Consider the following 25,628-nt stretch of genomic DNA (forward strand, 5'->3'; position numbering starts at 1 on the left):
ATGGATTGGTCAGTAGCTTTACCAAATATATGGTTCTTACTTATTACAATACTATTTACAGGGTTCTTCGTGTTAGAAGGATATGACTTCGGAGTTGGGGTACTAGCTCAAGTACTAGGTAAAACTGATGAAGATAAACGTGTTTACTTCAATACAATTGGTCCTTTCTGGGATGCAAACGAAGTTTGGTTATTAACAGGTGGTGGAGCAATGTTCGCAGCGTTTCCTATCTGGTATGGTAAATTATTCAGTGGATACTACATTGCATTTGTATTAATGCTTATAGCGTTAATCCTACGAGGCGTATCATTTGAATTTAGAGGTAAATTAGGAGATAATAGAGCTTGGATTAAATCATTCGATATAGCAATGTTTGTAGGTAGCTTACTTCCTCCAGTATTATGGGGAGTTGCAGTAGCTAACTTTATGACAGGAGCAAACCTAGACGATAAGAAAAACTTAGTTGACGGTTTCTTAGGATTATTATCACCATTTACTATTCTTGGTGGAATTATGATGTTACTTCTTATGTTAGTTCACGGAGCACAATTCTTAGCTCTTAAAACTACAGGAGAATTAAGAAATGCAGCTCGTGCTACATCAGCATTATTATTCCCATTCGCTGCAGTAGTAACATTAGTATTCGCAATTTGGGCATTATTTAAAACAGATATTTTCACAACAAACTACTATGTTGGTTTAGTATTAGCATTAGTAGCGGTAGCATTATTCGTGTTATCATTTGTTTTAAACTTTAAAGGTCGTGACTTAGGTGCATTCTTAAGTACATCTGGAACTTTAGCGTTCCTAACTCTAAGTGTCTTCGCTGGTATGTTCCCACGTGCTATTATAAACAGCAATGATGTTAGTCAGTCACTATTTATTTATGATGCTGCTAGTGGAGTATACACACTAAGACTTATGACAATAGTTGCATTATTCCTATTGCCATTCGTTTTAGGATACCAAGTTTGGTCATATTCTATTTTTAGAAAACGACTAACTAAAGAAGATGAATTGGAGTATTAGTCAATGAAAAAAAAGGAAGCAAAATTAAAACTTCCTGTTAAAAAAAGTCTTACATTGACACTATTAATATTATCAATATTCGAAGCAGCTTGTATAATTATACAGGCTGCTTTTTTATCAAAAGCTATAGTAGGGTTATTTGATAAAAATTATGATAATGTTGTTAGAGATAGTGTTCTTTTTTTAATAGGTTTTATATTTAGGATAGTATTTTTACATTTACAACAATATTTCACAGAAAACCATGCGATCAAGTTCGAAAAAGAACTTAGAAAAAAACTTCTAAGAAGTTATTTTGATTTAGGCCCTGATTTTACTTCAAGAGAAGGATCAGGAAAATTAGTAACTTTAGCAATTGATGGTATTGGAAAAGTAAAACAGTATTTTGAATTGAATGTATCCAAACAAATTCGTGGAGCAATCATACCAACCTTAGTAGTTATTTTTATATTTTATACAGATTATGTATCTGCATTAATGATTATATCTGTAATCCCAGTTATCGTTATTTTTATGATACTGCTAGGAATTAATGCTAGAGATATGGCAAATAGACAGTATAAAAAATATAGAGCTCTGTCTAATAACTTTATTGATACAATTCGAGGAGTGGAAACACTTAAATTCTTAGGAGTAAGTAAAAATTACTTACCGATAATGGAGAAGAAAAATAGAGAATATCGACAAAGTACAATGAAAACACTAAGTGTGGCATTTTTAAATAGCTTCGCATTAGATTTCTTAACAACTATAGCAATTGCACTTTTAGCGGTTAGATTAGGGATATTATTATTAGATGGTAGTACAGTACTATTGCCATCATTAACGGTGTTATTAATAGCACCTGAATTTTTCCTGCCGATGAAACAAGCTGCAACAGATTATCACGCAACACTCGATGGTCAAATGGCTTATGAAGATATTAATAGAATGATAATTGATAATGAGAAAAATAAATCTGAGAAATCTTCTATTGAGAGTGTGGATAGTATTGAACTAAAAAATATAGGTTTAATAAAAGACGAGAAGAAAATTCTTGATAATATAACTTTATCTATAAACAAAGGTGAAAAAATTTGTCTTGTAGGACAAAGTGGGAGTGGTAAAACTTCATTAATTTCAATATTATCTGGATTTAATGAACAAAGTGAAGGTGAAATATTAATTAATGATGAAGTTACAAACCTAAAAAATGTACACTGGTCAAATAATATTTCGTATATTTCACAGTTTCCATATATATTCCCTGATACAATTCGTAATAACATTTTATTCTATACTGATGAAAATGTTAGTGAAGAGTACTTAAAAGAAATTAGTAAATTAGTAGGATTAGATAAATTTATTTCAACTCTTCCACAAGGATTCGATACTAACATTGGTGAAGGTGGACAAGAGCTAAGTGGTGGACAAGCACAACGTATAGCAATTGCTAGAGCTTTAATAAGTAATAGAGAAATAATTATTCTAGATGAGCCTACTAGTCACCTGGATATTGAAACAGAGTTCGAAATTAAAGAAAAACTGCTAGAGTTATTTAAAGGTAGAACAGTTATTATAGCTACACATAGACTACACTGGTTAAATAATGTAGATTATGTGTTAAATCTAGAACAAGGAAGGGTTAGTGATTTCGAGAAAGTCGTAGAATTTAAAAATTCACCTCGATTTGATCAGTTAAAAGCTAATCTAGTAGGAGGTAGCTATAGTGAAAAATAATTCAATAGTAAGAAAAGAACTTAAAAAGAATAAAGCTGTCATGAGTGGAATAATCTTCTTAGGATTAATGTCAGTTATTAGTGGAGCAGCGTTAATGTATGTATCAGGCTTCTTAATTAGTAAAGCTTCATTACGTATAGGAAATATCCTAATGTTACAAGTTCCAACTGTATTAACTAGAACTTTCTCGCTAGCGCAATCAACATTTGCTTATATTCAAAGATTAGTAAGTCATAACTTAGTATTAGGAATAATTGAAAAAATGCGTAGTAGAGTGTACAGAATTTTAGAACCTAAAGCATTAAAACTTAAGAAAGAATATAAATCTGGAGATTTACTTGGTATTATTTCAGAAGATATTGAAAATATGCAAAATATTTACTTAAAAACAATCTTCCCAAGTATAATCTCATTAGTATTGTATGTAATATTTATTACAGTTATGTTTGGATATGATATGAATTATGCAATCTTAGCATCTTTATTCGGATTATTTATAATATTTGTAGTTCCATTTGTGTCATTAACAATCACACGAAAAAACTTCCAAATTATGAAAGAAGCTAAATATAATTTATATCGTGATTTTACTAGTGCAATTTTTGGATTAAGTGACTGGATTTCTTCTAATAAAGTAAATGAATTTATGGATGATTATCAAGTAAAAGAAGAAAAACTGCTAAAACGTGAAAGAAAAATTAAAACATTCGTTCACTTAAGAGAAAACTTTGTAAACCTACTTGCTGGTGCTACAGCATTCTTAATGATTTATAGCTGTTGGAATATGTCGATAAATAATGTTATCGAAAATGTATATATTGCATCATTTTGTATGATGGTATTATCTGTTCTTAGTGTTGCTGTAATGACGAGTGAAGCTGTTGCTCATATACCAGGTTACGAAGTATCGATCAATCGTGTTAAAGAATTTTACGATCAAGAAGACGATGAACAAATCGAAGTAACTGATGCGAAAAATTCTGATGGTAATATTATTGATGTCAAAAATTTATCTTTTGAATATGAGGAAGGTAAAACAATATTAAACAACTTATCACTATCAATTAAGAAAGGTGAGAAAGTAGCGATATTGGGAAGAAGTGGAGTAGGTAAATCTACATTAGTAAAACTATTAACTGGGACATATACTGACTATAAAGGAGAAATAGTTGTACTAGATAAAAAGCCAACAGAAACTATGTTAGGTACAGAAATCTCACTATTAAACCAAAAACCATATTTATTTGATATGACTATTAGAGAAAATTTAAAACTTGCTCTTTTAGATGCAGGTATAGAAGATTCTGAAATTGAAAATAAAATTAATGATAGTTTAGAAAAAGCACAATTATCTAAATTGCTTCAAAGTTTACCAGACGGAATAGATACTAATGTATTCGAAACCGGAAGTAGATTTTCAGGTGGAGAACGTCAACGTATCGCTTTTGCTAGAAGTATAATTCAAAATAATGAATTACTACTATTAGATGAGCCAACTGTAGGGTTAGATCCAAAAACTGAACATGAATTATTAACTACAATTTTTGAATCTAGTAAAGATAAAACAATTGTTTGGATTACCCATCATTTAAACTCTATCGAATATATGGATAGAATAATCTTCATTAAAGATGGAGAAATAGAAATGGATGGAGCTCATAGTGAGCTATACGCAACAAATGATAAGTATAGAAAACTATATGATATGGATAATATAGCGTAACATAAAACAAAGTAATGTTTAAAAAAACTTGTAACAAAAAAATAGAGTTATAGAGAATTAATTTTTCTCTAACTCTATTTTTTTTATAGACAAATTAAGTAATTCTTTAATAAAAGCTCAATAGTTTCTAAAGAACGAAGTATTTTACATTGTATTATACTATTGACTTTAAAGTGGATATTTGATAAAATATGAATGAATAAAAATAAAAATTCATTCATTGAACAAGAGGTGATTATAATGGATAAAAAAAAGATTTTAAAAGAAGCGGCATATCAGGTATTTTCTAAAAAAGGGTACAAAGCAACGTCAATTTCAGAAATAACAAAACATGCAAAAATGGCAGTAGGTTCTTTCTATAACTTTTATGATAGTAAAGAAACAATTTTTTTAGATACCTATATAGAAGAAAATAATCGTATTCGACAACTGATGATAAACAATATCGATTGGGAAGGTGATGTAGTTAAGCTAACAGAACAACTTTTTGGTCAATCAAGAAGTTTAATATCAACTAATAAGATTTTATCAGAGTGGTACAATCCTGCTATTTCTAGTGAATTACACAACTATTATTCATCAGAAGAAGGTAAGGCATCTAATCAATTCTATAAATTTTTAGTTGAAAATTTTACTAATCGATTGCAAACAGAAGGGTATTCTCAAGAAAAGATTCAAGAGATTTTGAAAATTTATACTCTTTTTAACTATATAGATATGAACGTTACGGAAAAAGATATTCCTAATGTTAGTGAAACAACAGAAAGATTAGCAATTTATTTTGTAAAAGGATTATTTAATGGGGAGCAACAAAAGTTCTAAATTCACATGAGAACACATAGATAGTGGCTTATTGATATTTATTTTCGCTTTATAAATGCTTTTAGATATCTAATAAACTAATGCGGCAAGTGACTCGACAAAATCGTGTTTCTTAAGAAATTTCGATATATGAGTCACTATCTTTTAAAACAAAAATGAATGAATTTTAGAAAATATTCATTATAAAAAATTGTATTTTAAATAGAGTTACAAATTTGGGTAATATTACTGTATCTTATGCTACATCATATTAACTATAATTTTAAGAAAGAGGAAGAAAATGAAAAGAGGTAGAAAAATGTTAACTATTATTTTTATTATAGCGGCGATTCTGGTAGTAATAATGTCTGGAATATTCGTATTTCTTGGACGTAGTCAAACTATATCTGTGAAATCAATAGATAATGTAAGTGATAATCTTTATGTGTTTCGATTTGAAAAGCCAAATAATATGAGTTGGAATGCAGGTTCATATATAAAAGTTACAGTTCCTAATATTGAAGATAAAAAGGAAAATAACCGTTGGCTTACTATTGCATCTAATCCAGATGAAAATGAGATTGTTCTTTTGACTCGAAATAGTGGAAGTAAGTTTAAACAAGAACTAACTAATTTAAAAATTGGTGAAAAAGTTGACGTTAGTTGGTTAGATAAAAACTTAGAGGTTGTAAATGGTCAAGAACCTATTGTGTGTTTTGCATCTGATGTTGGTATTGCAGCGATTAGACCAATTATTAAAGAATGGAGTTCTAAACGTTCGATTATACTAAATCATTTAGATAATAGGGTAAAGGTCTTTAATAAAGAGTTGACAGAGTTATCTAATAAAGGACAAGATTTTACTTATGAAACTAGTGGAAGTATAGAACAAAGTCAAGATAAACTTAAAAAGGTAGTAGATAAGTATGGAAATAGAGCAATATATCTTTTATCAGGCAAACCTGATGATGTTGAGACTATGAAAAATTTTCTAGAATCCGCTGGAATAAGTAAGGAAAAAATAAAAATGGATAGTTTTAAAGGATTAAAATAACGTTTTTGATATGAAGCTCTTTTATTGAACAAATCAGTAAAAGAGCTTCATATCTTTTTCATTATAAATTTAATATGTTTTGATATCTATTTATAAGATTAAAAGACTATTCCAAAATTTTTGTATTTTCATTGAAACTTTCTTTTTTAATATTCATTTATATTTATGTTATAATAAGAGAGTTAATGTAAAATTAAATGAGTCTAAAAAATAGGACACAAAATTGATTTTACAATGAATAATAAAATTTGATTGTATAGAAACATTGAGGTAATATATGCAAAAGAAAAACAAAATAGTAATACAAGGAGCAAGAGAAAATAATCTAAAAAATATAGATTTAGAAATTCCACGTGATCAGTTTGTTGTTATTACTGGATTAAGTGGTAGTGGTAAAAGTTCGCTTGCATTTGATACTATATATGCAGAAGGACAACGTAGATATGTAGAAAGTCTTAGCGCCTATGCGAGACAATTCCTTGGTAATTTAGAAAAACCAGATGTTGATCTTATAGAAGGTTTATCACCAGCTATATCAATAAATCAAAAAACAACATCGAAAAATCCAAGGTCGACAGTTGCGACAGTAACGGAGATCTACGATTACTTACGTTTGCTTTATGCAAGAATAGGAGAAATTTATTGTCCAAATCATCATGAGAAGATAGAAAGTAGTTCAATAAGTCAAATCGTAGATGCGATTATGCAGATGCCAGAACGTAGCAGAATACAAATCGTGGCACCTATCATAAAAGATAAAAAAGGTACACACAAAAAATTAATAGATAAATTAATTAAAGACGGATACATTCGATTCAAAATAGATGGAGAGCTATATGAAGTGGGTGATCTTCCAGAATTAGATAAAAATAAAAAACACTCTATTAGCGTAATTATTGATAGAATAGTAATCAAAGAAGGAATTGAAACTCGTTTAGCAGATTCGTTAGAAACATCATTAAATCTATCTAACAATGATTTAGTAGAAGTAGATGATGTGAAAGAAGAAACTACTCAGTTATTTTCAACAAAATATAGCTGTAAACATTGTGATTTCACATTAGGTGATTTAGAACCACGTATCTTTTCATTTAACAATCCTCAAGGAGCATGTCCTGAGTGTGATGGATTAGGAATGCATGAAACCGTTGATATTAATAAAATAATTGATAAAGATTTATCAATAAATGAAGGTGCAATTTTAGTTTATAATAATGCAACATCTACATACTATCCAAGTCTAATAAAATGCGCATGTGAGCACTTCGGAATAGATATGGATACTCCGTTTAAAGATTTGAAAAATGAACAACAACAAATTATATTATACGGAAACGATCAAGAAGAAATTACTCATAAGTATATTAATGATGAAGGTATTATGCGTACACGCATAGTATATTTTGAAGGTGTAGCGAATAACATCCTTAGACGTTACAAATCAGGAATGACTAGAGCGACGAGAGAAGCTATGGCTAAGTATATTAAAGAGGATTCATGTCGTAGCTGTAAAGGTCAACGTTTAAAACCGGAGATATTATCGGTTTACGTTGCTGGAAAAAACATCGCAGAAATTTGTGAGATGTCTATTAAAGATAGCTATGAATTTTTCCAAAATATAAAATTAAGTGAAAAAGATTATGCTATCGCAAAATTAGTACTTAAAGAAATTAAAGCAAGATTACAATTTTTAAATGATGTAGGACTAGATTATCTAACATTAGATAGATCTTCAGGAACATTGTCAGGAGGAGAAGCTCAACGTATTCGCTTAGCGACCCAAATTGGTTCGAAACTGATGGGAGTTACATACATACTAGATGAGCCGTCAATTGGTTTACATCAAAGAGATAATGAAAAACTAATTAATACTATGTTATCTATGAGAGATTTAGGGAATACAGTATTAGTAGTTGAACATGATGAAGATACAATGATGGCTTGTGACTATATTGTTGACATTGGTCCTAAGGCTGGTGAACATGGTGGTCAAGTAGTAGCGGTTGGAACACCAGAAGAAATTATGGCTAATGAAAATTCTATAACTGGAGCATATTTATCAGGACGTAAAAAAATACCAGTGCCGACTGAAAGAAGAAAAGGTAATGGAGAAAATATAGTCATTAAAAAAGCTAGAAAGAATAATTTGAAAGACGTTAATGTGAAGTTCCCACTTGGTAAATTCATTGGAGTTACAGGAGTATCAGGAAGTGGAAAATCAACTCTAGTTAATGAGATATTATTTAATTCTGTAAAAAATGTTCTTAATAAAGAAGAAATTGATACAACGGTAGTAAAATCGGTAGAAGGAATTGATGGTAATATTGATAAAATTATTGATATAGATCAAAGTCCTATCGGAAGAACTCCACGAAGTAATCCGGCAACTTATACTGGCGTATTCGATGATATACGAGATTTATACGCTAGTACAAATGAAGCAAAATTACGAGGATACAAAAAAGGTCGTTTTAGCTTTAATGTAAAAGGTGGTCGTTGTGAAGCTTGTAGTGGAGATGGAATATTAAAAATAGAAATGCACTTCTTACCAGATGTTTACGTACCGTGTGAAGTATGTAAAGGAAAACGATACAATAGAGAGACTTTAGAAGTTAAATATAAAGGTAAGAGTATAAGTGATGTACTGGATATGACGATAAAAGAAGCATACGAGTTTTTCGAAAATATTCCAAAGATAAAAAATAAATTGGAAACCCTTGTTCATGTCGGTTTAGATTATATACGATTAGGACAAAGTGCGACAACATTATCAGGGGGAGAAGCTCAAAGGGTAAAACTAGCGAGTGAACTTTACAAGAAATCAACTGGAAAAACATTATATATTCTAGATGAACCGACAACAGGTTTACATATTGATGATATTAGTCGATTAATTAAAATAATTGATAAGTTAGTTGATGGTGGGAATACTGTTGTAGTTATTGAACATAATCTAGATGTTATTAAATGTTGTGATCACCTAATAGATCTTGGTCCAGAAGGTGGAGTAGGAGGAGGAACAATTCTAGCAGAATGTACTCCAGAAAAACTAATAAAAAATAATGAAAGTTATACAGGAAAGTTTCTGAAAAAACTTTTAAAATAAAATAAATACATTAAATAAAATAAGTCTAAAATAAATTAATATTAGAAAAATATTTTAAATATTTTTATCTTATGGAAACCTTTTACTAATAAGGTTTTGAATTAAAATACACAAAACAAACACATGATTATACAAATTTTGAGGTTGTTTTACAAGTTTAACTGTGGTAAAATATAAATATAAAACTAAAGCGCTTGTATGACTTACCTCACATTCGGGCCTAACACTTTTTGAACGGGAACGAAAATCGCTTATCAGTATAAAATGCTTCCTCTGAGAAGACTTTAGAAAGTAAGGCTATCGTACCCACCTGATTATATCAGGACCAATTTAGGTAAGAATCTACGGCGTTTTGGTTTTTTTTAGACTGGTTATTATAATTTCCAGTCTTTTTATTATTTGATTTTAGAAGAATATGGAGAATAAAATGTTACATCAATTTTCAAGAAATGAATTAGTAATAGGAACTGAAGGTTTAGAAATATTAAAAAACAAAAGAGTAGGTATACTAGGAGTTGGAGGAGTAGGATCATTTGCTGCTGAATCATTAGCTCGTTCTGGAGTTGGTTCTTTAGTACTGATGGATAAAGATAATATTGATATTACTAATGTAAATAGACAAATCCATGCTACTACAGAAACAGTAGGATACAGTAAAGTCGAAGAGATGAAAAAAAGAATTTTAGCTATTAATCCAGAATGTGAAGTTATAGCTATTCAAGACTTCTACACAGAAGATACTTATCCAATATTTTATGAGAAACCACTGGATTTCGTGATAGATGCTTGTGATACAGTAACTTTTAAAATACATTTAATAAAATATTGTTTAGCTAACAATATACCAGTAATTAGTGTAATGGGTTCTGCGAATAAAATAGATCCAACTAAATTTCAAATTGCAGATATTAGTAAAACTACTGTTTGTCCTTTAGCAAAAGTAATAAGAACGAAACTGAAAAAAGAGAGAGTTCGTGGAAAAGTACCTGTAGTATTTTCTACAGAAAGTCCAACAATTGCTAACAAAGAATACTTAGAAAAAATTGGAAAACAAGATTCTGAAATACGTAAAGCTAAGATACCACCTGCTTCTAACGCATTTTGCCCATCAGTAGCTGGTCTTATAGCAGCCAATTATGTTTATACAACTTTATTAAAAAATATAAAAATATTAACTGTTGAAAAACCTATTTAAAGAATGAAAACAACGCTAATTATAGCGTTGTTTTATTTTTTATCAAGGTTGACATATCAGAGTTTATACTAATATTTCTGTAAAAATTACACATAATTTACAAACTGTATTTTATATTAGTATAAAAAAAAGGTTCGAAAATTTATAATTTAATTTGATTTTTTATAAAAAAAAAGGTATAATAGTTATAGATGAGAAAGGAGGATTACTTTGAAGAATAAAGGAACATTACTGGCACAAAACTTGAAAAAACTTCGAAAAATGAACAATTACTCTATGTCAACTGTAGCAGATAAACTAGAGTTATCATCTCATGGTGTTTATGCTAACTGGGAATACGGTAGAAACGAACCTAATGTAGCGACACTAGTATCTATTGCGAAACTATATAACGTTTCTATAGATGAACTTGTGGGGTATAAAACAGAAAAAGGGGAACCAGATGAGTTGGCAGATACTCACTTTGAAGTAATTGATATGATTAAGTCACTTGATAGTGAGGATTGTAAATTAGTAGAAGAAGTTTTGAGAAGATTTAGGGGATATTCTTTTTCTAGAAATATAAATCTATAACAGACTCAAATACTTAGGCTATAGAGTTATAATGTAGTAAGTTAAATTAATAGTTTTTAAATATAGGCTAAGTAGTAATACCTAGCCTATATTTTCCTTTTCTTTAGGAAATGGGGTGGTAACTATTGATGTAAAGCTTTTAATGAATCGTATAATTAACGAATCAATAGAAAAAAGAGCCAGTGATATCCATATATATCCACATATATCAGGGGATTCCTTTATACAACTCAGAGTGAATGGACACCTGAGTAAATATGAAAAATTTACCAATAGGGAGATTGAACAGATTATATCTTTGTTGAAATTTAATGCCAACATAGATATTTCAAGAAATAAAGAACCTCAAAGTGGTCGTTTCGTTTATTACTATAACGAAAAAGATTATTTTTTACGCGTTTCTACCTTGCCGTTAAGTGAACTTAATGAAGGATGTGTAGTGAGGATTTTTATTAATGAATTAGAAGATGTTGATTACAGTATCTTTGAGGAAGATAATAACTTTATAAATGATCTTTCTAAAAGAGCCTATGGTTTGATACTATTTTCAGGACCAACAGGAAGCGGAAAATCAACATCAATGTATAAACTAGCAAGTGAACTTGCTAATAGGGATAAACAGGTAATTACTGTAGAAGATCCTGTAGAGAAAAATATACCAACTTTAATACAAATGCAAGTGAATGAAAAAGCGGGAATAAATTATGATAATGCTTTAAAATCTATCTTACGATGTGATCCAGATGCAATGGTAATCGGTGAGATCAGAGATTTTAAAACAGCGAGTCAAGTTATTACCTCATCTTTTTCGGGTCATTTAGTATTAAGTACAATTCATGCAGAAAATTCTATAGGTGTAATTAATCGATTGAAAGATTTAAACCTGTCACTAGAAGATATTAAGCAGACCATAATTTGTATTATTTCTCAAAGATTGGTCAACTTAACAAATGGAAAAAGAGGATTAGTAACCGAAATATTGAAAAAAGAAAATATTCATGATTATATAGATAATAATAAGATTATTGCAAACTCTTTAGAGCAAAAATTTCAATTAGCGTGTGAGAAGGGATTGATCACTACTGATGAAAAAGAAAAATGGGGATATTAAAAAAGCTCTAGACAAAGAGAATAAAATATATTTTATAAAACGTCTATATGAATTAATTGATCATGGATATATGCTAGAGGATTCTTTAGAATTTTTACTTATTCAATATGAAGTTGCTGATGACGAAATTAAAAAGATAAAAGAAAAACTCTCTAACGGAAGTAAATTATCCGATATATTGGGATATCTTGGTTATTCACAACTAATTGTTAGTAAAATAAAATTTGCTGAAGATTATGGTCGAATAGAAGATATGTTACTCGAAGTTGAAACATATCTAAAAATAAAAAAAATACAACAAGAAAAGGTAATAAAAACTCTACGATATCCACTATTTTTAACACTCACATTAATATGCCTAATTATGGTGTTTAATGCGCTAGTAATTCCACAATTTGAGAACATCTATACTTCATCTAATATTAAGATGGATCTCCAAACTATTATATTAATCAAATCACTATATTACATTCCAAAAATTATTTCAATTATTTTTTTACTTATACTAATATGTATAGGATATACCTTTTATACAATTAAATATAAACCAAACCTATTTTTAAAATCTCTTTTATACATTCCTAAAGTAAGGAACTATTCTAAATTATATTTTTCTTACAGATTTTCTATGGAATTAAGTTTATTTCTTATGAGTGGATTTTCTTTAAAAACAGCTTTAGAAGTCATGGTTGAAGAAGACTATGATTATTATTTAACGCTCTTTTCTAAAGATATTTTAAATGAGTTAGATCAAGGTATAGGTTTCGAGGATGCAATCGGAAAAATTAAATACTTTGATAAATCTATGAGAAAATTTGTAAGCCATGGAAAAAATAATGGTTTGATTGATAAAGAATTAAAACTATTTAGTGAATTGATGCTAGATACTTTTCTAACATCGTTAGATAAAAACTTGAAAAAGTTACAACCTATTTTATTTGGTATTTTAGCCGTAGTTATTGTCGGATTGTACATGGTTATTCTTTTACCGATATTTAATATGGCTAGCTCTCTTAGATAAGGAGGAATATATGGAAAATATTATTAAAAGGTTAAAAAACAAAGAAGCGTTCACACTTATAGAGATGTTGATCGTGCTATTTATAATCGCAATACTTCTAATTCTTATAATACCCAATATTACTAAGAATATAGACACTGCAAAAGATAAAAGCTCTGAAGCTTATGAAAAAACAGTCCAATCCCAAGTAACAGCTTATGAAATTAATGAAAAAGATAAAGATGTTACTTTCGAAAAACTAGTGGAAAAACATTATTTAGATGGCCCAGCAGACAAAGCTAGTACAGCACCAAATGGTAAAAAAATAGTAATAGCCAATGGTAAAGCAACATTACAAAAATAACGGGGCATTTTCTTTGGTAGAAATGTTAGCTGTATTAATGATTGTAAGTATAATAGTAATAATATTATCTAGAATATCAATAAACACCTATGAAAAATATCAAGAAAGATTAGCGGTTAATGAGCTTGTTTCTGAAATATACAATGTACAAACAAGAAGCTTGAATGAAAGAAGAACATTTATCATCTTTTTTGTGAACGATGATAAGTACGATACATTTTATGATGATCATGAGCATTGGAAAAAAATTAAAAGAGTAGGAAAACCAAAATTAGGAGGAGCCTCGGTTACATTTGAATATAGGAAGGGAAATCTAGTATCTAAGGCAAATACTGTAGATGTACAGTTTGATAATAGTAGATATAGAATTATTGTTCATTTAGATACCGGATACATAACACTGGATGAAGTATAACAAAGAAGCGTTTACCTTTGTTGAAATGATAGGGGCGTTGTTTATATGCTCATTATTATTCGTGTTTTTGGTTCCGAATATGGTTCGCCAATACTCAAATCTAAATAAGATAGAAAAAGAATTAGAAATGAAGGAAATATTATATGAGGAGATTTGTAGTCATTACAAAGATCACACGTTCACAGTGACAAGAGGTGACTATTACATAAGTGTAAACGAAAAATCAGCTAGAATAGAGGATGAACATACTGGTGAAAAAATTAGCTATAGTTAAGAATAAAAAAGCTTTTACCTTGCTAGAATTAACTATATCACTGTTTCTATTGATAATTTTAACTTTACTACTTATGTTAATAATACAAACAACTATGATGACTTCAAAAAGATTTCTAGATTATTCTAATTACGAATATGCTCTTGCTCATAAGAAAATATTAGAAACGTATAACAATAGTGCTAAAGTTTATCAAGAAAGTAATTACATCTTAATGAAAAGTAAAGATGATGTAGAGGATGTAAGGATAAACTTTAGAGGTGGTAGGATATATATAGATAAGTTCAAAGATTCTAATAACTTTGCAGGATATATTCTTGTTTTAAAAAATATGAAGAGTTATTCTTTATCACAAGAAAATGACATAATACATGTTTCAATTGTTGATAAAAGTGATCACGTACGAGAGATGTTTTTAAAAGTCAAAGATGAAAAAACTGACAAAGAGAAAGAAAAAGAAAAGAAAGAGAAAGAAGAAAAAGCTAAAGAGGAAAAAGAAAATAAAAATAAAGATGAAGAACATGATCATAATGAACATAATAAAGAAGGTGAGTAAACTATGAACTTTAGAATAAATCATAAAAAAGCAAATGCCATAGTCGCCTCGCTATTAGTAACCTTGTTAGTAATAACAGTCCTTTTTAGCATAGTAGGAATATACATAAATAAAATGTATAGTTTAAAAAATTTGAACGATTATTATGATAAGAAAATAGTACAGCAACTTCAAGAAAATAGTAAATCTAAATAATATGTAGGCATCCTAATCTCAAATTATGAGGTTAGGATGTTTTGTTGTTATATGTTAATTAATTTCTAGTAGATCAAGATATGTTTTAATGTAAATTAATTAGTATCATAGAAAATTATAATATTTGTTGCTTTGTTTAACTAAATGGTTTAAAATATTATTATATTGTCAAAAATTTAAAATTAAATTTTAAGGAGATCTTAATGGGTAAAAAATTATTGTTAGGACTAGTAGGTGCTGGAGCATTAGCAGCTACTGTATTTCACAAAAAAGAAAATCTTAGTTCAGAAGAACGTGCAAAAGTAGAAGAAGCTAAAAAGTATTTAGAAGAAAAAGGATATGTTGTAACAGGAAAATCTAAGTTTCCTGTTGGAGGTTTAAACATACTTTCAGTATCTTCATTACCAATGTATTATAAAGCTGCAAAGACTGTAGCTAAATTTATTTTATAAGATTATGTTTATACCAGAAAAAAACTATTCTTTCTACGAAGAAAATCCTAAAGGGAAATTAACGTTAAAGAAATTTGTAAAAGAAATGTATTATCGTCTTATGTATGATGAAATATCATTACTATCTGCAAATTTAAGTTATTATTTTATTCTATCATTATTTCCAATGTTGATTGTTGCGTTAGCTTTAACACCATATTTTAAAATTGACCAACAATTTCTATTAGAGAAAATTCATAGCTTTGCACCTGGTGATTTGGGTGACTATCTTTTTGATATGATTTCTGAAGTATTAAATAATAAGAACAATACGATTATCACAGTGGGGATTGTATTCACCTTATGGTCAGCTTCTAGTGGTATTTATGGAATCATTATTGCCTTTAATAATGCCTTTAGAGTTCGAGATGGAAGAATATGGATAGTAACAAAATTCATAAGTGTTGTTATAACAGCATTATTTTTAGTAGGAATGTTCGTAGTTCTTGCGCTAGTCGTATTTGGAAAACAACTTACATACTTACTGTTCCATAAATTTAATCTAGACGAAGGTTTTTATAATCTATGGTCAGTTTTAAACTACAGTTTCCCGATATTATTTATATTTATAGTATTTGTATTTTTATATATAATGGGACCAAACTTAAAACTAAAAGCTATTAGCATTTTACCAGGAGCAATATTTTCTACAATTTCTTGGACTTTAGTAAGTAGATTATTTGGATACTATATAGATCATTTTTCTAGCTATATTAAAACATATGGAACAATCGGAGCTTTTATGGCATTCATTATTTGGTTATATATTACAGGATATATACTAATTATCGGAGCAGAAATAAATGCGATATTCCATAATTATAGAGTTGAACATAGAGTATTTGAAGAGACACATACTATAGAATAGAAAATAAATAGACAAAATTCATTTAATAGACAAGTACAATTTTTTAATATGTACTTGTCTTTATTTATGTAAGTTTTATAAATATAGTTTAATTGTGAAATATTAGTTGCAATTAGCGAAGAATGTAAGTGCATAATTATATTAAAAGTTAACGTTTTATAGTATAATTGTAGTTAAATAAATTTTGAAATTTGATTATAGATTGAGAGGAACTAAACCATGAAAAAAGAAATATATTTAGCGGGTGGATGTTTCTGGGGAGTAGAAGGCTACTTTGCCCAACTTGATGGAGTATTATCTACAAAAGTTGGATATAGTAATGGTCAGACTGCAGAAACTACTTATCAAAATATAAAAGCTACAGATCACGCAGAAGTAATTCACTTAACATATGATAACTCAGTATTACCATTAAATGATGTACTTCGTCATTATTTTAGAATTATTGATCCAGTAAGTGTTAATAAACAAGGTGGAGATAGAGGTCGTCAATACAGAACAGGTATATACTACGTAGACGAAGAAACAAGAGACGAAGCTATTAAGTTTATAGAAGAACTACAAAAAAATTATACTAAGAAAATCGCTGTAGAAGTAGAAGCGGTAAATAATTATATCGATGCTGAAGAGTATCACCAAAAATATTTAGAAAAAAACCCTACAGGATACTGTCACGTAGACTTAAGTTTAGCGAAAAAAAGCTTATAATTTATTAAAATAAGTTTGAAATAATCACTAAAAAAAGGTAAAATATAATTAGGTATAAATAAGAAAATAAGGAGTTATAAAATGACAAATATTTTAATTTTTGGACATAAAAATCCAGATACTGATACAATTTGTTCAAGTATCGTATACAACAACTTAAAAAGAATTCAAGGAATGGATACAGAAGCTGTAAGACTTGGAGAAATCAATGACGAAACTAGATATGCACTTGAGCATTTCAACGTTTTTGAACCACGTTTAGTTGAAGAAGTAGCAGAAGGACAACAAGTTATTTTAGTTGACCACAACGAATTCCAACAATCAGTTAATGGAATTGAAAAAGCGGTAATTCGTGAAGTAATCGACCACCACCGTATCGCTAACTTCGAAACTGCAGCTCCACTTTACTACCGTGCAGAGCCACTAGGATGTACAGCTACAATCCTAAAAAAAATCTATGAAGAACAAAGTGTTCACATTGATAAACAAATGGCAGGATTAATGTTATCAGCTATTATTTCTGATTCATTATTATTCAAATCACCAACATGTACATTACGTGATAAAGTAGCAGCAGAAGAATTAGCAACTATCGCAGAAGTTAACTTAGAAGAATACGGATTAGCTATGTTAAAAGCAGGGGCTTCAACAACTGATAAAACTGCTGAAACTTTAATTTCACTAGATGCTAAAGAGTTCGTTTTAGGTGAAGATAAACTTGTAGTAGCTCAAATTAATACTGTAGATGCTAATGAAGTAGCTGAAAGAAAAGCAGAATTAGAAACAGCTATTAAATCAGAATTAGATTCTAAAGGATTATCAGCATACGTGTTTGTAATCACAAATATCTTAACTTCAGATTCTGAAGTATTAGTATTAGGTAATAAACAAGATAAAGTAGCTGCTGCATTTGGAAAAACTCTAGAAAATGACTTTATGACACTAGAAGGTGTTGTATCTCGTAAAAAACAAGTAGTTCCTCAAATTACAGAAGAGTTTTCAAAATAATTACTAAAAAATAATGTTTAAGAAAGTGAGGGCAATGTTTCTCACTTTCTACTTTATTTAAATAATAAACAAGAAGGAAAAATATGCATATATTTAAAACATTATATTGGCCTATAATAAAAAAGGTCATATTAAATACATTTATTGTAATTGCCTTTTCTGGTTTGACTAAAGGAAGTTTACGAGTTGATCATCCAGTATATGGTTTTCTTGGAGCATTGCTCATTACGATTTTATTTGTGCTGATTCGACCATTATTGTTGATTAGTATAATGATAACAATATTTAGTTTTGGACTTTTTTCACTATTAGTAAGGACGTTATTAGTGTATTTAGTTTCTTTTATATTATCACCACATTTTGAGATAATGTCTTTTTGGACAGCATTTGGTTTGGTGATAATTATTATGCTATTTAATTTTATATTAAATACAAATGATAGAAAAATAATAATTAGAACATTCAAAAATAAATAAAAGGAAATAATAATTATGCCAAAAATTACGACTAAAGATCTTGTAGAAATTTTAAATCTAGAAATTGTTAGTGGTGAAAAAGGATTAGATAGGGAGATAACAACAGAAGAGTTATCTCGTCCAGCCTTGCAACTTGCAGGATATTTCTCTCATTATTCACCACAGAGAGTACAAATTCTAGGGACTAGTGAATTATCATTTTTTAAACTAATTCCAAAAATTGAAAAAAAATCAAGAATGCGTATGCTTTGTACAAGAATAACTCCATGTATTATAATCTCACGTGATCTAGAAGTTCCTGAAGAACTTAAAGAAGCAGCAGATAAATATGATACCCCCGTATTAAGAAGTAAACAAGATACGACAAAACTAATGGGTAATATTACTAATTATCTTCAAAAGGTTTTTGCACCTACGACTTCAGTTCATGGTGTATTTATCGAAGTTTATGGTATTGGTGTATTAATAACAGGAGAAAGTGGAATAGGTAAGAGTGAAATAGCTCTAGAACTTATAAAACGTGGTCACAGATTAGTAGCTGATGATAGAGTTGATATAAAAGAAATTGAACAAGGTTTCTTAATAGGAAGCTGTGAATCAACTCTTATAAAACACTTATTAGAAATTCGTGGTTTAGGTATTATAAACGTAATGACATTATTCGGTACTGGTGCGGTACGAAGTGATAAAAGATTACAACTTAATATTCACCTGGAAACATGGAATGATCAAAAACAATACGATCGTATAGGATTAGGAGATGAACGTAGAGAAATCCTTAATTCACAAATAGAAAAGAAAACTATCCCAGTAAGACCTGGACGAAATGTAGCTATCATTATTGAATCAGCTGCCATGAACTACAGATTAAATCAAATGGGAATTAACACTGCTAAAGAGTTTACCTCAAAATTAGCAGCAGAAATAAAACAAAATAATAAGAATAATGGGGTGAACTAAATGACATTAGGATTCTTAGATCCAGTTGCATTTCATCTATTTTCAAAGCCCGTATATTGGTATGGAATAATAATTGCAACAACAGTATTTTTTGCGTACTTGCTTGCAGATAGAGAAGCTACTAAACGTGGATTAAAACAAGATACAATGTTAGATTTATTGCTAATAGCATTGCCAATAGCATTCATCTTTGCTCGTGCATACTATGTAATATTTAGATGGGAATATTATGCAGGTGACTTTAGTAGTATGATAGCTATTTGGGATGGTGGAATAGCCATCTATGGAGGTTTAATTGGAGGATTTTTAGTACTTTACTTTTTTGCTAGAAGAAGAGGGGTTAAGATAATCAAATTATTAGATATAATAGCTCCAAGCTTATTAGTAGGACAAATGTTAGGACGTTGGGGGAACTTCTTCAACCATGAAGCATATGGAGAAATAGTTACTAAACAATATTTAGAAAACAGATTTATACCGAACTTCATTATTGAGAACATGTACATTGATGGTGCATATCGTCAACCAACATTCTTATATGAAAGTTTATGGTGTCTAATAGCACTAGTAATACTATTATTAATACGTAATAAATTAGCTCAAAGTGAAGTCTTTGCATCATATTTGATTTTATATGGAGTAGAGAGGTTTATTGTTGAAGGAATGAGAACAGACTCACTTTATATCGGAAATCTTAGAGTATCTCAAGTCCTTTCGCTAGTATTTGTGGTAGGAAGTCTGATATACTTAATAGTGCTTAATACAAAATTCAAAGATAAGAAGATTTTGTATAGAGAATCATAATAAAGAAGGTGGAAAATATGTCAGAAAAAATTTATGACTTAATTATCGTTGGAGCGGGTCCAGCAGGTATGACAGCTTCAATCTACGCATCACGTGCTAATATGTCAGTGTTGATGTTAGAAAGAAAATATCCAGGTGGTCAAATGCTTTCAACAGAAGAAATTGAAAACTACACAGGATATGAAATGGTAACAGGTCCTGAACTATCAGAAAAAATGTTCGAACACTCTAAAAAATTCGGAACAGAATTTTCTTTTGGTAATATCACAAAAGTTGGTGAAAAAGACGGACTTAAATATGTTGTTGCAGGAGAAAAAGAATATGTTGCTAAATCAATAATTATTGCAACAGGTTCAGAGCACAGAAATCTTGGCGTTCCTGGAGAAGAACAATTTTCAGGAAAAGGTGTAAGTTACTGTGCGGTATGTGATGGTGCATTCTTTAGAAACAAAGAAGTGGTAGTTATCGGTGGAGGAGATTCAGCGGTAGAAGAAGCTTTATATCTTTCTAATCTAGCAGCAAAAGTTACTATTGTTCACAGACGTGATGAACTACGTGCACAAAAAATTCTTCAAGACAGAGCATTTGCTAAAGAAAATATCGAATTTGTATGGGACAGTGTTGCATATGAAATCAAAGGTGAAAGAAAAGTTTCATCAATTGAAATCAGAAATGTAAAAACTGGAGAAGAAAGTTCAATTCCAGCTGATGGTGTGTTTATCTATGTTGGTATGTTACCACAAACACAAGACTTCAGAGATTTAGGAATTACTGATGAAGCTGGTTATATTCCAACTAACGAAAGATTAGAATCAGCAGTACCAGGAATCTTTGCAGCTGGTGATGTTCGAGTAAAAGAAATTCGCCAAGTAATCACAGCAGCTTCTGATGGTGCTATTGCAGCTCAAAGCGCGTATAGTTATGTAGAAGGTTTAGAATAATAGCTAAAGAAGAGAGGTTCAACTTAGAGCCCCTCTTCTTTTATTTAATTTCAGCACTATATTTTACAACTTACCTTAAGTAAAAAGGAGTGACTCAAAAATCGTGATTTCTGAGAAATCAATTTTTTAGAGTCACTCCCGCACAGTTTATTAGATATCTAAAAAGCTTTTATAAAGCGAATTTAGATATCAATAAACCACTGCGTCTATGTATTCTCATATGAACTTTGTTAAATTTTAGGCCTTTTGGATCAGTCCCTTATCTTGAGAAAAAACTGTGGAACTATTAAGAACCACAGTTTTTAATATTTTATATTTTATCCTTTGTAATCGAAAATACTCTTACGTTTTCCGAAATCAAATTTCATGTGATTATTAGGATTTACCATTTTATCTCTAAAATCATTTACTGGGATTTCTTCGTTTTTACCAGAAGGATATGATCTCTTATAAACTTTTGAATTAGTTTCAGCATCGAAATCAAAAGCATCTGTTTTTTCAAGAGCTAAACCATCATTGTTTAGTTTATAGAATGTATAACCATGGACTTTTGCACCACCTGAACCATATACTTGGAATATTTTATCCTTAGTTATAGAAAGAGTTGTTCTTTCTCCATTTACACGTTCAGGAGTAATACGTACTACTTTATTGTCTTTATCTAGAGTGTAGACATCCATTGGACTATACTCATTTGGTTTATCTTTGCTTGCTTCAGTGAATAGTAATAGTTCATCAATTCCGTCACCATTTATGTCGAAGAATCCGTAGTTTAGGAAGCTATTACCAACTTGTTTTTCACCAAAAACTTTATAATTAGTGATAGCTACTGTATTAACATCTTTAGCATCATTTTTACCGCTACTTATAGCATCTTTATAATTTTTTAGTACACTAGCATAAGCAGTTTCGTAGTTATCGGGTTTCTTACGTTGATTATTGTCTTTTTTCTCTTCTTTTTTATCATTGTTATCGTTAGAAGAACTTTCTCCGAATTTCTTCACTGATTGCCAATTTTCATTATCAAATTTCATCACTTCGGCAATAGGGAAAGTATCATTAAATTCTTTCTTAGAATTGTATTCTTTATTATTTGTAATGTCTTTGTATTTACTGTCATCAGCATCTAGACCAGTGAAAGTAATGACATTTGTTTTTTCCAATTTATCTCCATCTTTAGAGAATTTTAAGAAATTATATTCTCCTGTATCTTTATCAAATTTTCTAATTCTTATAGTTTTATCTTTAAATACTGCTGAACCAGAGTTGTTATTAGAACCATCGACACCAAGTTTATTAAGAATAGCACTGTCGATAGTCTCAGGATTAAATAATCTTATAACTTTATGTTTTTTATCAAATGTATAAATATCGAATGGATTATTAGGTTTATCATTTCTAGAAATAATAAGTTCTTTTCTACCATTACCATCGATATCGTAGAAAACATATTTAATATAATCATCATTTTTCTTCTCTTTAAGAGCAGCTTTTAATGCTTCAACATTAATAGAGCTATCTGCATTGTCAGGATTGTTAATAGCATCTTTATATTTTTGAATAATTGTTCCATATATTTCATTCTCATTTACTACTTTTGGTTTAGAATGTTTAGAGTAATAATAATATCCACCACCAGCAAGTAATAGTAAAGCTAGTACAGATGAGATGGTTGCGACTAATTTCCCTTTTGGTTTTTTCTTAGGTTGTTTAGGAGAATTGTTTAAATTCTTTGGATTCATAACTGGAGGAATAGGAGGGATATTCTCTCTATTTTGAATGTTTTGATTTTGATAAGAATTTTGTTGATAATTTCCTGAATAACTTTGTTGAGTAGAACTATAAGTTTGAGTATTTACTTGCGAATCAGTATTATTTGATCTTGTCTGATTTACATTATAATTTTCAACAGCTTTTTGTTCATTTGAAGCAGACGCTTGATTGTAACTACCATAAGAACTTGTAGTATTACTTTGTTGATAACCTTGATTATAGTTTACTTGTGTTTTATCTTGGTCTGAATAGTTAAGGTTCTGATTATTATTCACTTGATAATCTTGCTCATAGTTAGTTTGCGCATTAGTATTTTGTTGAGTATAATTAAAAGTATCTTGTTGATAGTTTTGATTATAGTTATTTTGTGTATTACTTTGTTCAGAATAACTGAAGTTCTGAGAATTATCTTGTTGATAATTATTATAATACTGATTTGTATTTTGAGTGTTGTAGTTATAATCATTTGAATATTGTTCTTGTCCAAAATTACCTTGAGAATTATATTGACTATAATCTTGATTATAGTTGTTATAATTTTGGTTATTATAATAATTTTGGTTGTAGTTGTTATATTCTTGATTATAATTATTGTACTGTTGATTATAGTTTCCTAGATTAGGATCTTGTTCAAAGTATTGATTTGAATTTTGATTATAATATTGGTTATTATTTTGATAATATTCATTATAATTTTGTTCACTATTTTGATTATAATTTTCATAATTATCATTTTGATTATTGTTGTTAGTTGGCGAATTATTATTATTTTTATTCATAAACATTTCTCCTTGTTATCTTATAATTAATATTATAAAAAGTTTTTTAAAGAAAATCAAGAATTGGAGGGGAAATATAATCTAAAAATAACTATAAAAATTATAAATTTCACATTATATTAGAGAAAAAGAGAATAAAAAATAAGAAGTAACTAATGTTTCAAGTTACTTCTTATTTAATAGATATTATTTGTTATTTTTTCTTGCTAAGTAAGGCATGATTAATCCTAATGAAAGTAGAACGATTGGAGTTGCAATGTTCATAACTGTTTGGAATATACTTTCTGGTGTATACATACCTGAAATACAAGCAAAAGCAGTTAAGAAGAAACACCAAGCCCCAAGTCCCATACCTACAAATTTATTCTTAACAAATTTGTATTCAGATTGGAATTTTTCAGCTGATTTTTTCAAGAAGATATATGCGGCAAATACCCATAGGTAACGTAATGGCATAGTAACAGCATTAAGTTTAACCAACCATCTGAATAAATCATTAACTTCTTTAATTCCGAACATAGGGATAATTAGTAAGATAGAAACGATAACTCCTACAAGTTTTAGACCATTTACATAAACATCATTTTCGTTCTTAACTAATAATTTCTTAGGAATATATTTCTCGTCTGCACTACTTAATAACATACGAAGTGGTGCATCGATTGAGATAATAACAACAGAAATTTGTCCGATTAAATCAACTATTGCATAGATAACTAAGAATAAGTTACCAACACCGTAATAATTACCTAAAGTTTGGAAAGCATAGTAAGTTCCGTTAGTAAGTAAGTCTTTAGGGATATTATTTGTATCAAACATTAACGCAAGGGCAAATGTACCTAAGATAGCTGTTGTACAAACCATAATAACTAAGGCGATCATTCCACGTGGGAAGTCTTTAGAAGGGTTTTTCATCTTATTAACATAAGGTGAAATCTTCTCACAACCACCAACTGCAAAGACTAATATAGCAATCGAAGTGATGTATTTAATATCAAATGTTGGCATGAATGTATCTAATGACCAATCGATTTTAAATGTTTTTGCTCCAGTAATTGATGGTGCTGTGATAGCCATAACAACGAATAATAATGACATAATAAACATTGAAGATCCAGCTAACATAGCCATTTTCTTAATTAAGTTAACTCCACGAGCTGCTAAGAATAAAGCAATTAAGAAAATTACTAGTGAAGCAATTTGTAAATATGTGATATTCATTTTACTAATACGATTATCACGGAATACTGTCCAGCTAAATGCTGCGATAATACGAGATGGTTTTTGTGAAATGTAAGGCATGTGTACTACCCACATTGTCCATCCAGTATAGTAAGCAAGTAATTTACCATGTGTAGAACTTATCCAAGAACTAACACCTCCACCTGCATCTTTAAAAGTAGAACCTAGCTCACCAACGATTAATGAATACGGAATAAAGTATATAACAAAAATTAAAACCCAAGAAACTATAGATTTTAATCCGCCGAATTCAGAGTATCCGTTAACAACATTCCCGAACGCCCAAACCGTAGAGAATGCCATGAAGGCTAGAGTGTACCAAAATATCTTTTTTGCGTCCTTCTCCATTAAGAACCTCCTAATAATATAATTTTTCTAATTACTGCAAAATTCGCATTACTAAAATACTAGCATAGTATACATAATTATTCAAGTAAAAATAATATAAATTAGATTAAAATTT

General features: G+C 29.4%; 24 protein-coding genes and 1 other RNA gene. 23 read left to right on the plus strand and 2 right to left on the minus strand.

Annotated features, from left to right (window positions below; all coding sequences use genetic code 11):
* The 23 genes from cydB (at window position 1) to trxB (ending at window position 21,371) form a co-directional block, all read left to right on the plus strand.
* On the plus strand, window positions 1–1,029 hold the full coding sequence (cydB, locus tag O5Y44_RS03555) for a cytochrome d ubiquinol oxidase subunit II (protein ID WP_271964708.1): 1,029 nt from the start codon (window positions 1–3) through the stop codon (window positions 1,027–1,029).
* Window positions 1,030–1,032: 3 nt separating this feature from the next.
* On the plus strand, window positions 1,033–2,748 hold the full coding sequence (gene cydD / locus O5Y44_RS03560) for a thiol reductant ABC exporter subunit CydD (protein ID WP_371465560.1): 1,716 nt from the start codon (window positions 1,033–1,035) through the stop codon (window positions 2,746–2,748).
* Window positions 2,738–4,471 carry a thiol reductant ABC exporter subunit CydC gene (cydC, locus tag O5Y44_RS03565; RefSeq protein ID WP_371465561.1) on the plus strand — a complete coding sequence of 578 codons (1,734 nt, stop codon included), beginning with the start codon at window positions 2,738–2,740 and terminating at the stop codon, window positions 4,469–4,471. Before cydD ends, cydC begins: the two co-directional genes overlap by 11 nt.
* A 240-nt stretch (window positions 4,472–4,711) precedes the next feature.
* Window positions 4,712–5,293, plus strand: a complete 582-nt coding sequence (locus O5Y44_RS03570) for a TetR/AcrR family transcriptional regulator (protein ID WP_271987006.1) — start codon at window positions 4,712–4,714, stop codon at window positions 5,291–5,293.
* A 280-nt stretch (window positions 5,294–5,573) separates the two neighbouring features.
* Window positions 5,574–6,326 carry an FAD-dependent oxidoreductase gene (locus O5Y44_RS03575; protein WP_271987005.1) on the plus strand — a complete coding sequence of 251 codons (753 nt, stop codon included), beginning with the start codon at window positions 5,574–5,576 and terminating at the stop codon, window positions 6,324–6,326.
* A gap of 277 nt (window positions 6,327–6,603) precedes the next feature.
* Window positions 6,604–9,432, plus strand: a complete 2,829-nt coding sequence (gene uvrA, locus O5Y44_RS03580; RefSeq protein WP_271987004.1) for an excinuclease ABC subunit UvrA — start codon at window positions 6,604–6,606, stop codon at window positions 9,430–9,432.
* Between the two features lie 179 nt (window positions 9,433–9,611).
* Window positions 9,612–9,795, plus strand: a non-coding RNA gene (gene ssrS, locus O5Y44_RS03585) — 6S RNA.
* 64 nt (window positions 9,796–9,859) lie between these two features.
* The gene (locus O5Y44_RS03590; RefSeq protein ID WP_271964702.1) at window positions 9,860–10,627 is read left to right on the plus strand and encodes a tRNA threonylcarbamoyladenosine dehydratase; all 768 of its coding nucleotides are present in this window, start codon (window positions 9,860–9,862) and stop codon (window positions 10,625–10,627) included.
* Between the two features lie 210 nt (window positions 10,628–10,837).
* Window positions 10,838–11,200: a helix-turn-helix domain-containing protein gene (locus O5Y44_RS03595; RefSeq protein WP_048802987.1), complete on the plus strand. Its 363-nt coding sequence runs from the start codon at window positions 10,838–10,840 to the stop codon at window positions 11,198–11,200.
* A gap of 142 nt (window positions 11,201–11,342) precedes the next feature.
* Complete coding sequence (gene comGA / locus O5Y44_RS03600; RefSeq protein WP_371465562.1) at window positions 11,343–12,311, plus strand: competence type IV pilus ATPase ComGA; 969 nt, start codon at window positions 11,343–11,345, stop codon at window positions 12,309–12,311.
* Window positions 12,286–13,332 carry a competence type IV pilus assembly protein ComGB gene (gene comGB / locus O5Y44_RS03605; RefSeq protein ID WP_271964700.1) on the plus strand — a complete coding sequence of 349 codons (1,047 nt, stop codon included), beginning with the start codon at window positions 12,286–12,288 and terminating at the stop codon, window positions 13,330–13,332. Before comGA ends, comGB begins: the two co-directional genes overlap by 26 nt.
* A gap of 10 nt (window positions 13,333–13,342) precedes the next feature.
* On the plus strand, window positions 13,343–13,675 hold the full coding sequence (gene comGC / locus O5Y44_RS03610) for a competence type IV pilus major pilin ComGC (protein ID WP_271964699.1): 333 nt from the start codon (window positions 13,343–13,345) through the stop codon (window positions 13,673–13,675).
* Entirely contained in the window at window positions 13,650–14,090 is a 441-nt protein-coding gene (locus O5Y44_RS03615; RefSeq protein WP_271987001.1) for a prepilin-type N-terminal cleavage/methylation domain-containing protein, read from the plus strand. Before comGC ends, O5Y44_RS03615 begins: the two co-directional genes overlap by 26 nt.
* Window positions 14,080–14,364: a type II secretion system protein gene (locus tag O5Y44_RS03620; protein ID WP_271966423.1), complete on the plus strand. Its 285-nt coding sequence runs from the start codon at window positions 14,080–14,082 to the stop codon at window positions 14,362–14,364. Before O5Y44_RS03615 ends, O5Y44_RS03620 begins: the two co-directional genes overlap by 11 nt.
* Window positions 14,342–14,920, plus strand: coding sequence for a type IV pilus minor pilin ComGF family protein (locus O5Y44_RS03625; RefSeq protein WP_271966422.1), 579 nt, complete (start codon window positions 14,342–14,344; stop codon window positions 14,918–14,920). The genes O5Y44_RS03620 and O5Y44_RS03625 overlap by 23 nt, the downstream gene beginning before the upstream one ends.
* A gap of 398 nt (window positions 14,921–15,318) precedes the next feature.
* Window positions 15,319–15,567, plus strand: coding sequence for a hypothetical protein (locus O5Y44_RS03630; protein ID WP_271966421.1), 249 nt, complete (start codon window positions 15,319–15,321; stop codon window positions 15,565–15,567).
* 4 nt (window positions 15,568–15,571) lie between these two features.
* Window positions 15,572–16,474, plus strand: coding sequence for a YihY/virulence factor BrkB family protein (locus O5Y44_RS03635; RefSeq protein WP_271966420.1), 903 nt, complete (start codon window positions 15,572–15,574; stop codon window positions 16,472–16,474).
* A 219-nt stretch (window positions 16,475–16,693) separates the two neighbouring features.
* Window positions 16,694–17,182 carry a peptide-methionine (S)-S-oxide reductase MsrA gene (gene msrA, locus O5Y44_RS03640; protein WP_271966419.1) on the plus strand — a complete coding sequence of 163 codons (489 nt, stop codon included), beginning with the start codon at window positions 16,694–16,696 and terminating at the stop codon, window positions 17,180–17,182.
* Window positions 17,183–17,263: 81 nt separating this feature from the next.
* Entirely contained in the window at window positions 17,264–18,190 is a 927-nt protein-coding gene (locus O5Y44_RS03645; protein WP_271966418.1) for a manganese-dependent inorganic pyrophosphatase, read from the plus strand.
* 83 nt (window positions 18,191–18,273) lie between these two features.
* The gene (locus tag O5Y44_RS03650) at window positions 18,274–18,666 is read left to right on the plus strand and encodes a phage holin family protein (RefSeq protein ID WP_271966417.1); all 393 of its coding nucleotides are present in this window, start codon (window positions 18,274–18,276) and stop codon (window positions 18,664–18,666) included.
* A 15-nt stretch (window positions 18,667–18,681) separates the two neighbouring features.
* A complete protein-coding gene (gene hprK / locus O5Y44_RS03655; RefSeq protein ID WP_271966416.1) occupies window positions 18,682–19,626 on the plus strand; it encodes an HPr(Ser) kinase/phosphatase in 945 nt (314 codons plus the stop codon).
* Window positions 19,627–20,430, plus strand: coding sequence for a prolipoprotein diacylglyceryl transferase (lgt, locus tag O5Y44_RS03660; protein WP_371465564.1), 804 nt, complete (start codon window positions 19,627–19,629; stop codon window positions 20,428–20,430). It begins immediately after the preceding gene.
* 17 nt (window positions 20,431–20,447) lie between these two features.
* Entirely contained in the window at window positions 20,448–21,371 is a 924-nt protein-coding gene (trxB, locus tag O5Y44_RS03665) for a thioredoxin-disulfide reductase (RefSeq protein WP_271966414.1), read from the plus strand.
* A 317-nt stretch (window positions 21,372–21,688) separates the two neighbouring features.
* Here trxB and O5Y44_RS03670 read toward each other — a convergent pair whose 3' ends face one another.
* A complete protein-coding gene (locus O5Y44_RS03670) occupies window positions 21,689–23,923 on the minus strand; it encodes a hypothetical protein (RefSeq protein WP_271966413.1) in 2,235 nt (744 codons plus the stop codon).
* A 186-nt stretch (window positions 23,924–24,109) separates the two neighbouring features.
* Window positions 24,110–25,513 (minus strand): APC family permease, encoded by a 1,404-nt coding sequence (locus tag O5Y44_RS03675; protein ID WP_271966412.1) that lies wholly within the window; start codon window positions 25,511–25,513, stop codon window positions 24,110–24,112.
* Between the last annotated feature and the right edge of the window lie 115 nt (window positions 25,514–25,628).

The sequence above is a fragment of the Gemella sp. 27098_8_155 genome (genome assembly GCF_041433725.1).
Lineage (GTDB): Bacteria > Bacillota > Bacilli > Staphylococcales > Gemellaceae > Gemella > Gemella haemolysans_D.

Excerpts from the sequence above, each read along its gene's own strand:
- cydD (WP_371465560.1), top strand. The coding sequence starts at position 1,033 with ATGAAAAAAAAGGAAGCAAAATTAAAACTTCCTGTTAAAAAAAGTCTT.
- lgt (WP_371465564.1), top strand. The coding sequence starts at position 19,627 with ATGACATTAGGATTCTTAGATCCAGTTGCATTTCATCTATTTTCAAAG.
- cydB (WP_271964708.1), top strand. The coding sequence starts at position 1 with ATGGATTGGTCAGTAGCTTTACCAAATATATGGTTCTTACTTATTACA.
- O5Y44_RS03675 (WP_271966412.1), bottom strand. The coding sequence starts at position 25,513 with ATGGAGAAGGACGCAAAAAAGATATTTTGGTACACTCTAGCCTTCATG.
- O5Y44_RS03670 (WP_271966413.1), bottom strand. The coding sequence starts at position 23,923 with ATGAATAAAAATAATAATAATTCGCCAACTAACAACAATAATCAAAAT.
- msrA (WP_271966419.1), top strand. The coding sequence starts at position 16,694 with ATGAAAAAAGAAATATATTTAGCGGGTGGATGTTTCTGGGGAGTAGAA.
- hprK (WP_271966416.1), top strand. The coding sequence starts at position 18,682 with ATGCCAAAAATTACGACTAAAGATCTTGTAGAAATTTTAAATCTAGAA.
- uvrA (WP_271987004.1), top strand. The coding sequence starts at position 6,604 with ATGCAAAAGAAAAACAAAATAGTAATACAAGGAGCAAGAGAAAATAAT.
- O5Y44_RS03615 (WP_271987001.1), top strand. The coding sequence starts at position 13,650 with ATGGTAAAGCAACATTACAAAAATAACGGGGCATTTTCTTTGGTAGAA.
- O5Y44_RS03620 (WP_271966423.1), top strand. The coding sequence starts at position 14,080 with ATGAAGTATAACAAAGAAGCGTTTACCTTTGTTGAAATGATAGGGGCG.
- O5Y44_RS03570 (WP_271987006.1), top strand. The coding sequence starts at position 4,712 with ATGGATAAAAAAAAGATTTTAAAAGAAGCGGCATATCAGGTATTTTCT.
- trxB (WP_271966414.1), top strand. The coding sequence starts at position 20,448 with ATGTCAGAAAAAATTTATGACTTAATTATCGTTGGAGCGGGTCCAGCA.
- O5Y44_RS03635 (WP_271966420.1), top strand. The coding sequence starts at position 15,572 with ATGTTTATACCAGAAAAAAACTATTCTTTCTACGAAGAAAATCCTAAA.
- O5Y44_RS03575 (WP_271987005.1), top strand. The coding sequence starts at position 5,574 with ATGAAAAGAGGTAGAAAAATGTTAACTATTATTTTTATTATAGCGGCG.
- O5Y44_RS03645 (WP_271966418.1), top strand. The coding sequence starts at position 17,264 with ATGACAAATATTTTAATTTTTGGACATAAAAATCCAGATACTGATACA.
- comGB (WP_271964700.1), top strand. The coding sequence starts at position 12,286 with ATGAAAAAGAAAAATGGGGATATTAAAAAAGCTCTAGACAAAGAGAAT.
- O5Y44_RS03590 (WP_271964702.1), top strand. The coding sequence starts at position 9,860 with ATGTTACATCAATTTTCAAGAAATGAATTAGTAATAGGAACTGAAGGT.
- comGA (WP_371465562.1), top strand. The coding sequence starts at position 11,343 with ATGAATCGTATAATTAACGAATCAATAGAAAAAAGAGCCAGTGATATC.
- O5Y44_RS03650 (WP_271966417.1), top strand. The coding sequence starts at position 18,274 with ATGCATATATTTAAAACATTATATTGGCCTATAATAAAAAAGGTCATA.
- comGC (WP_271964699.1), top strand. The coding sequence starts at position 13,343 with ATGGAAAATATTATTAAAAGGTTAAAAAACAAAGAAGCGTTCACACTT.
- O5Y44_RS03630 (WP_271966421.1), top strand. The coding sequence starts at position 15,319 with ATGGGTAAAAAATTATTGTTAGGACTAGTAGGTGCTGGAGCATTAGCA.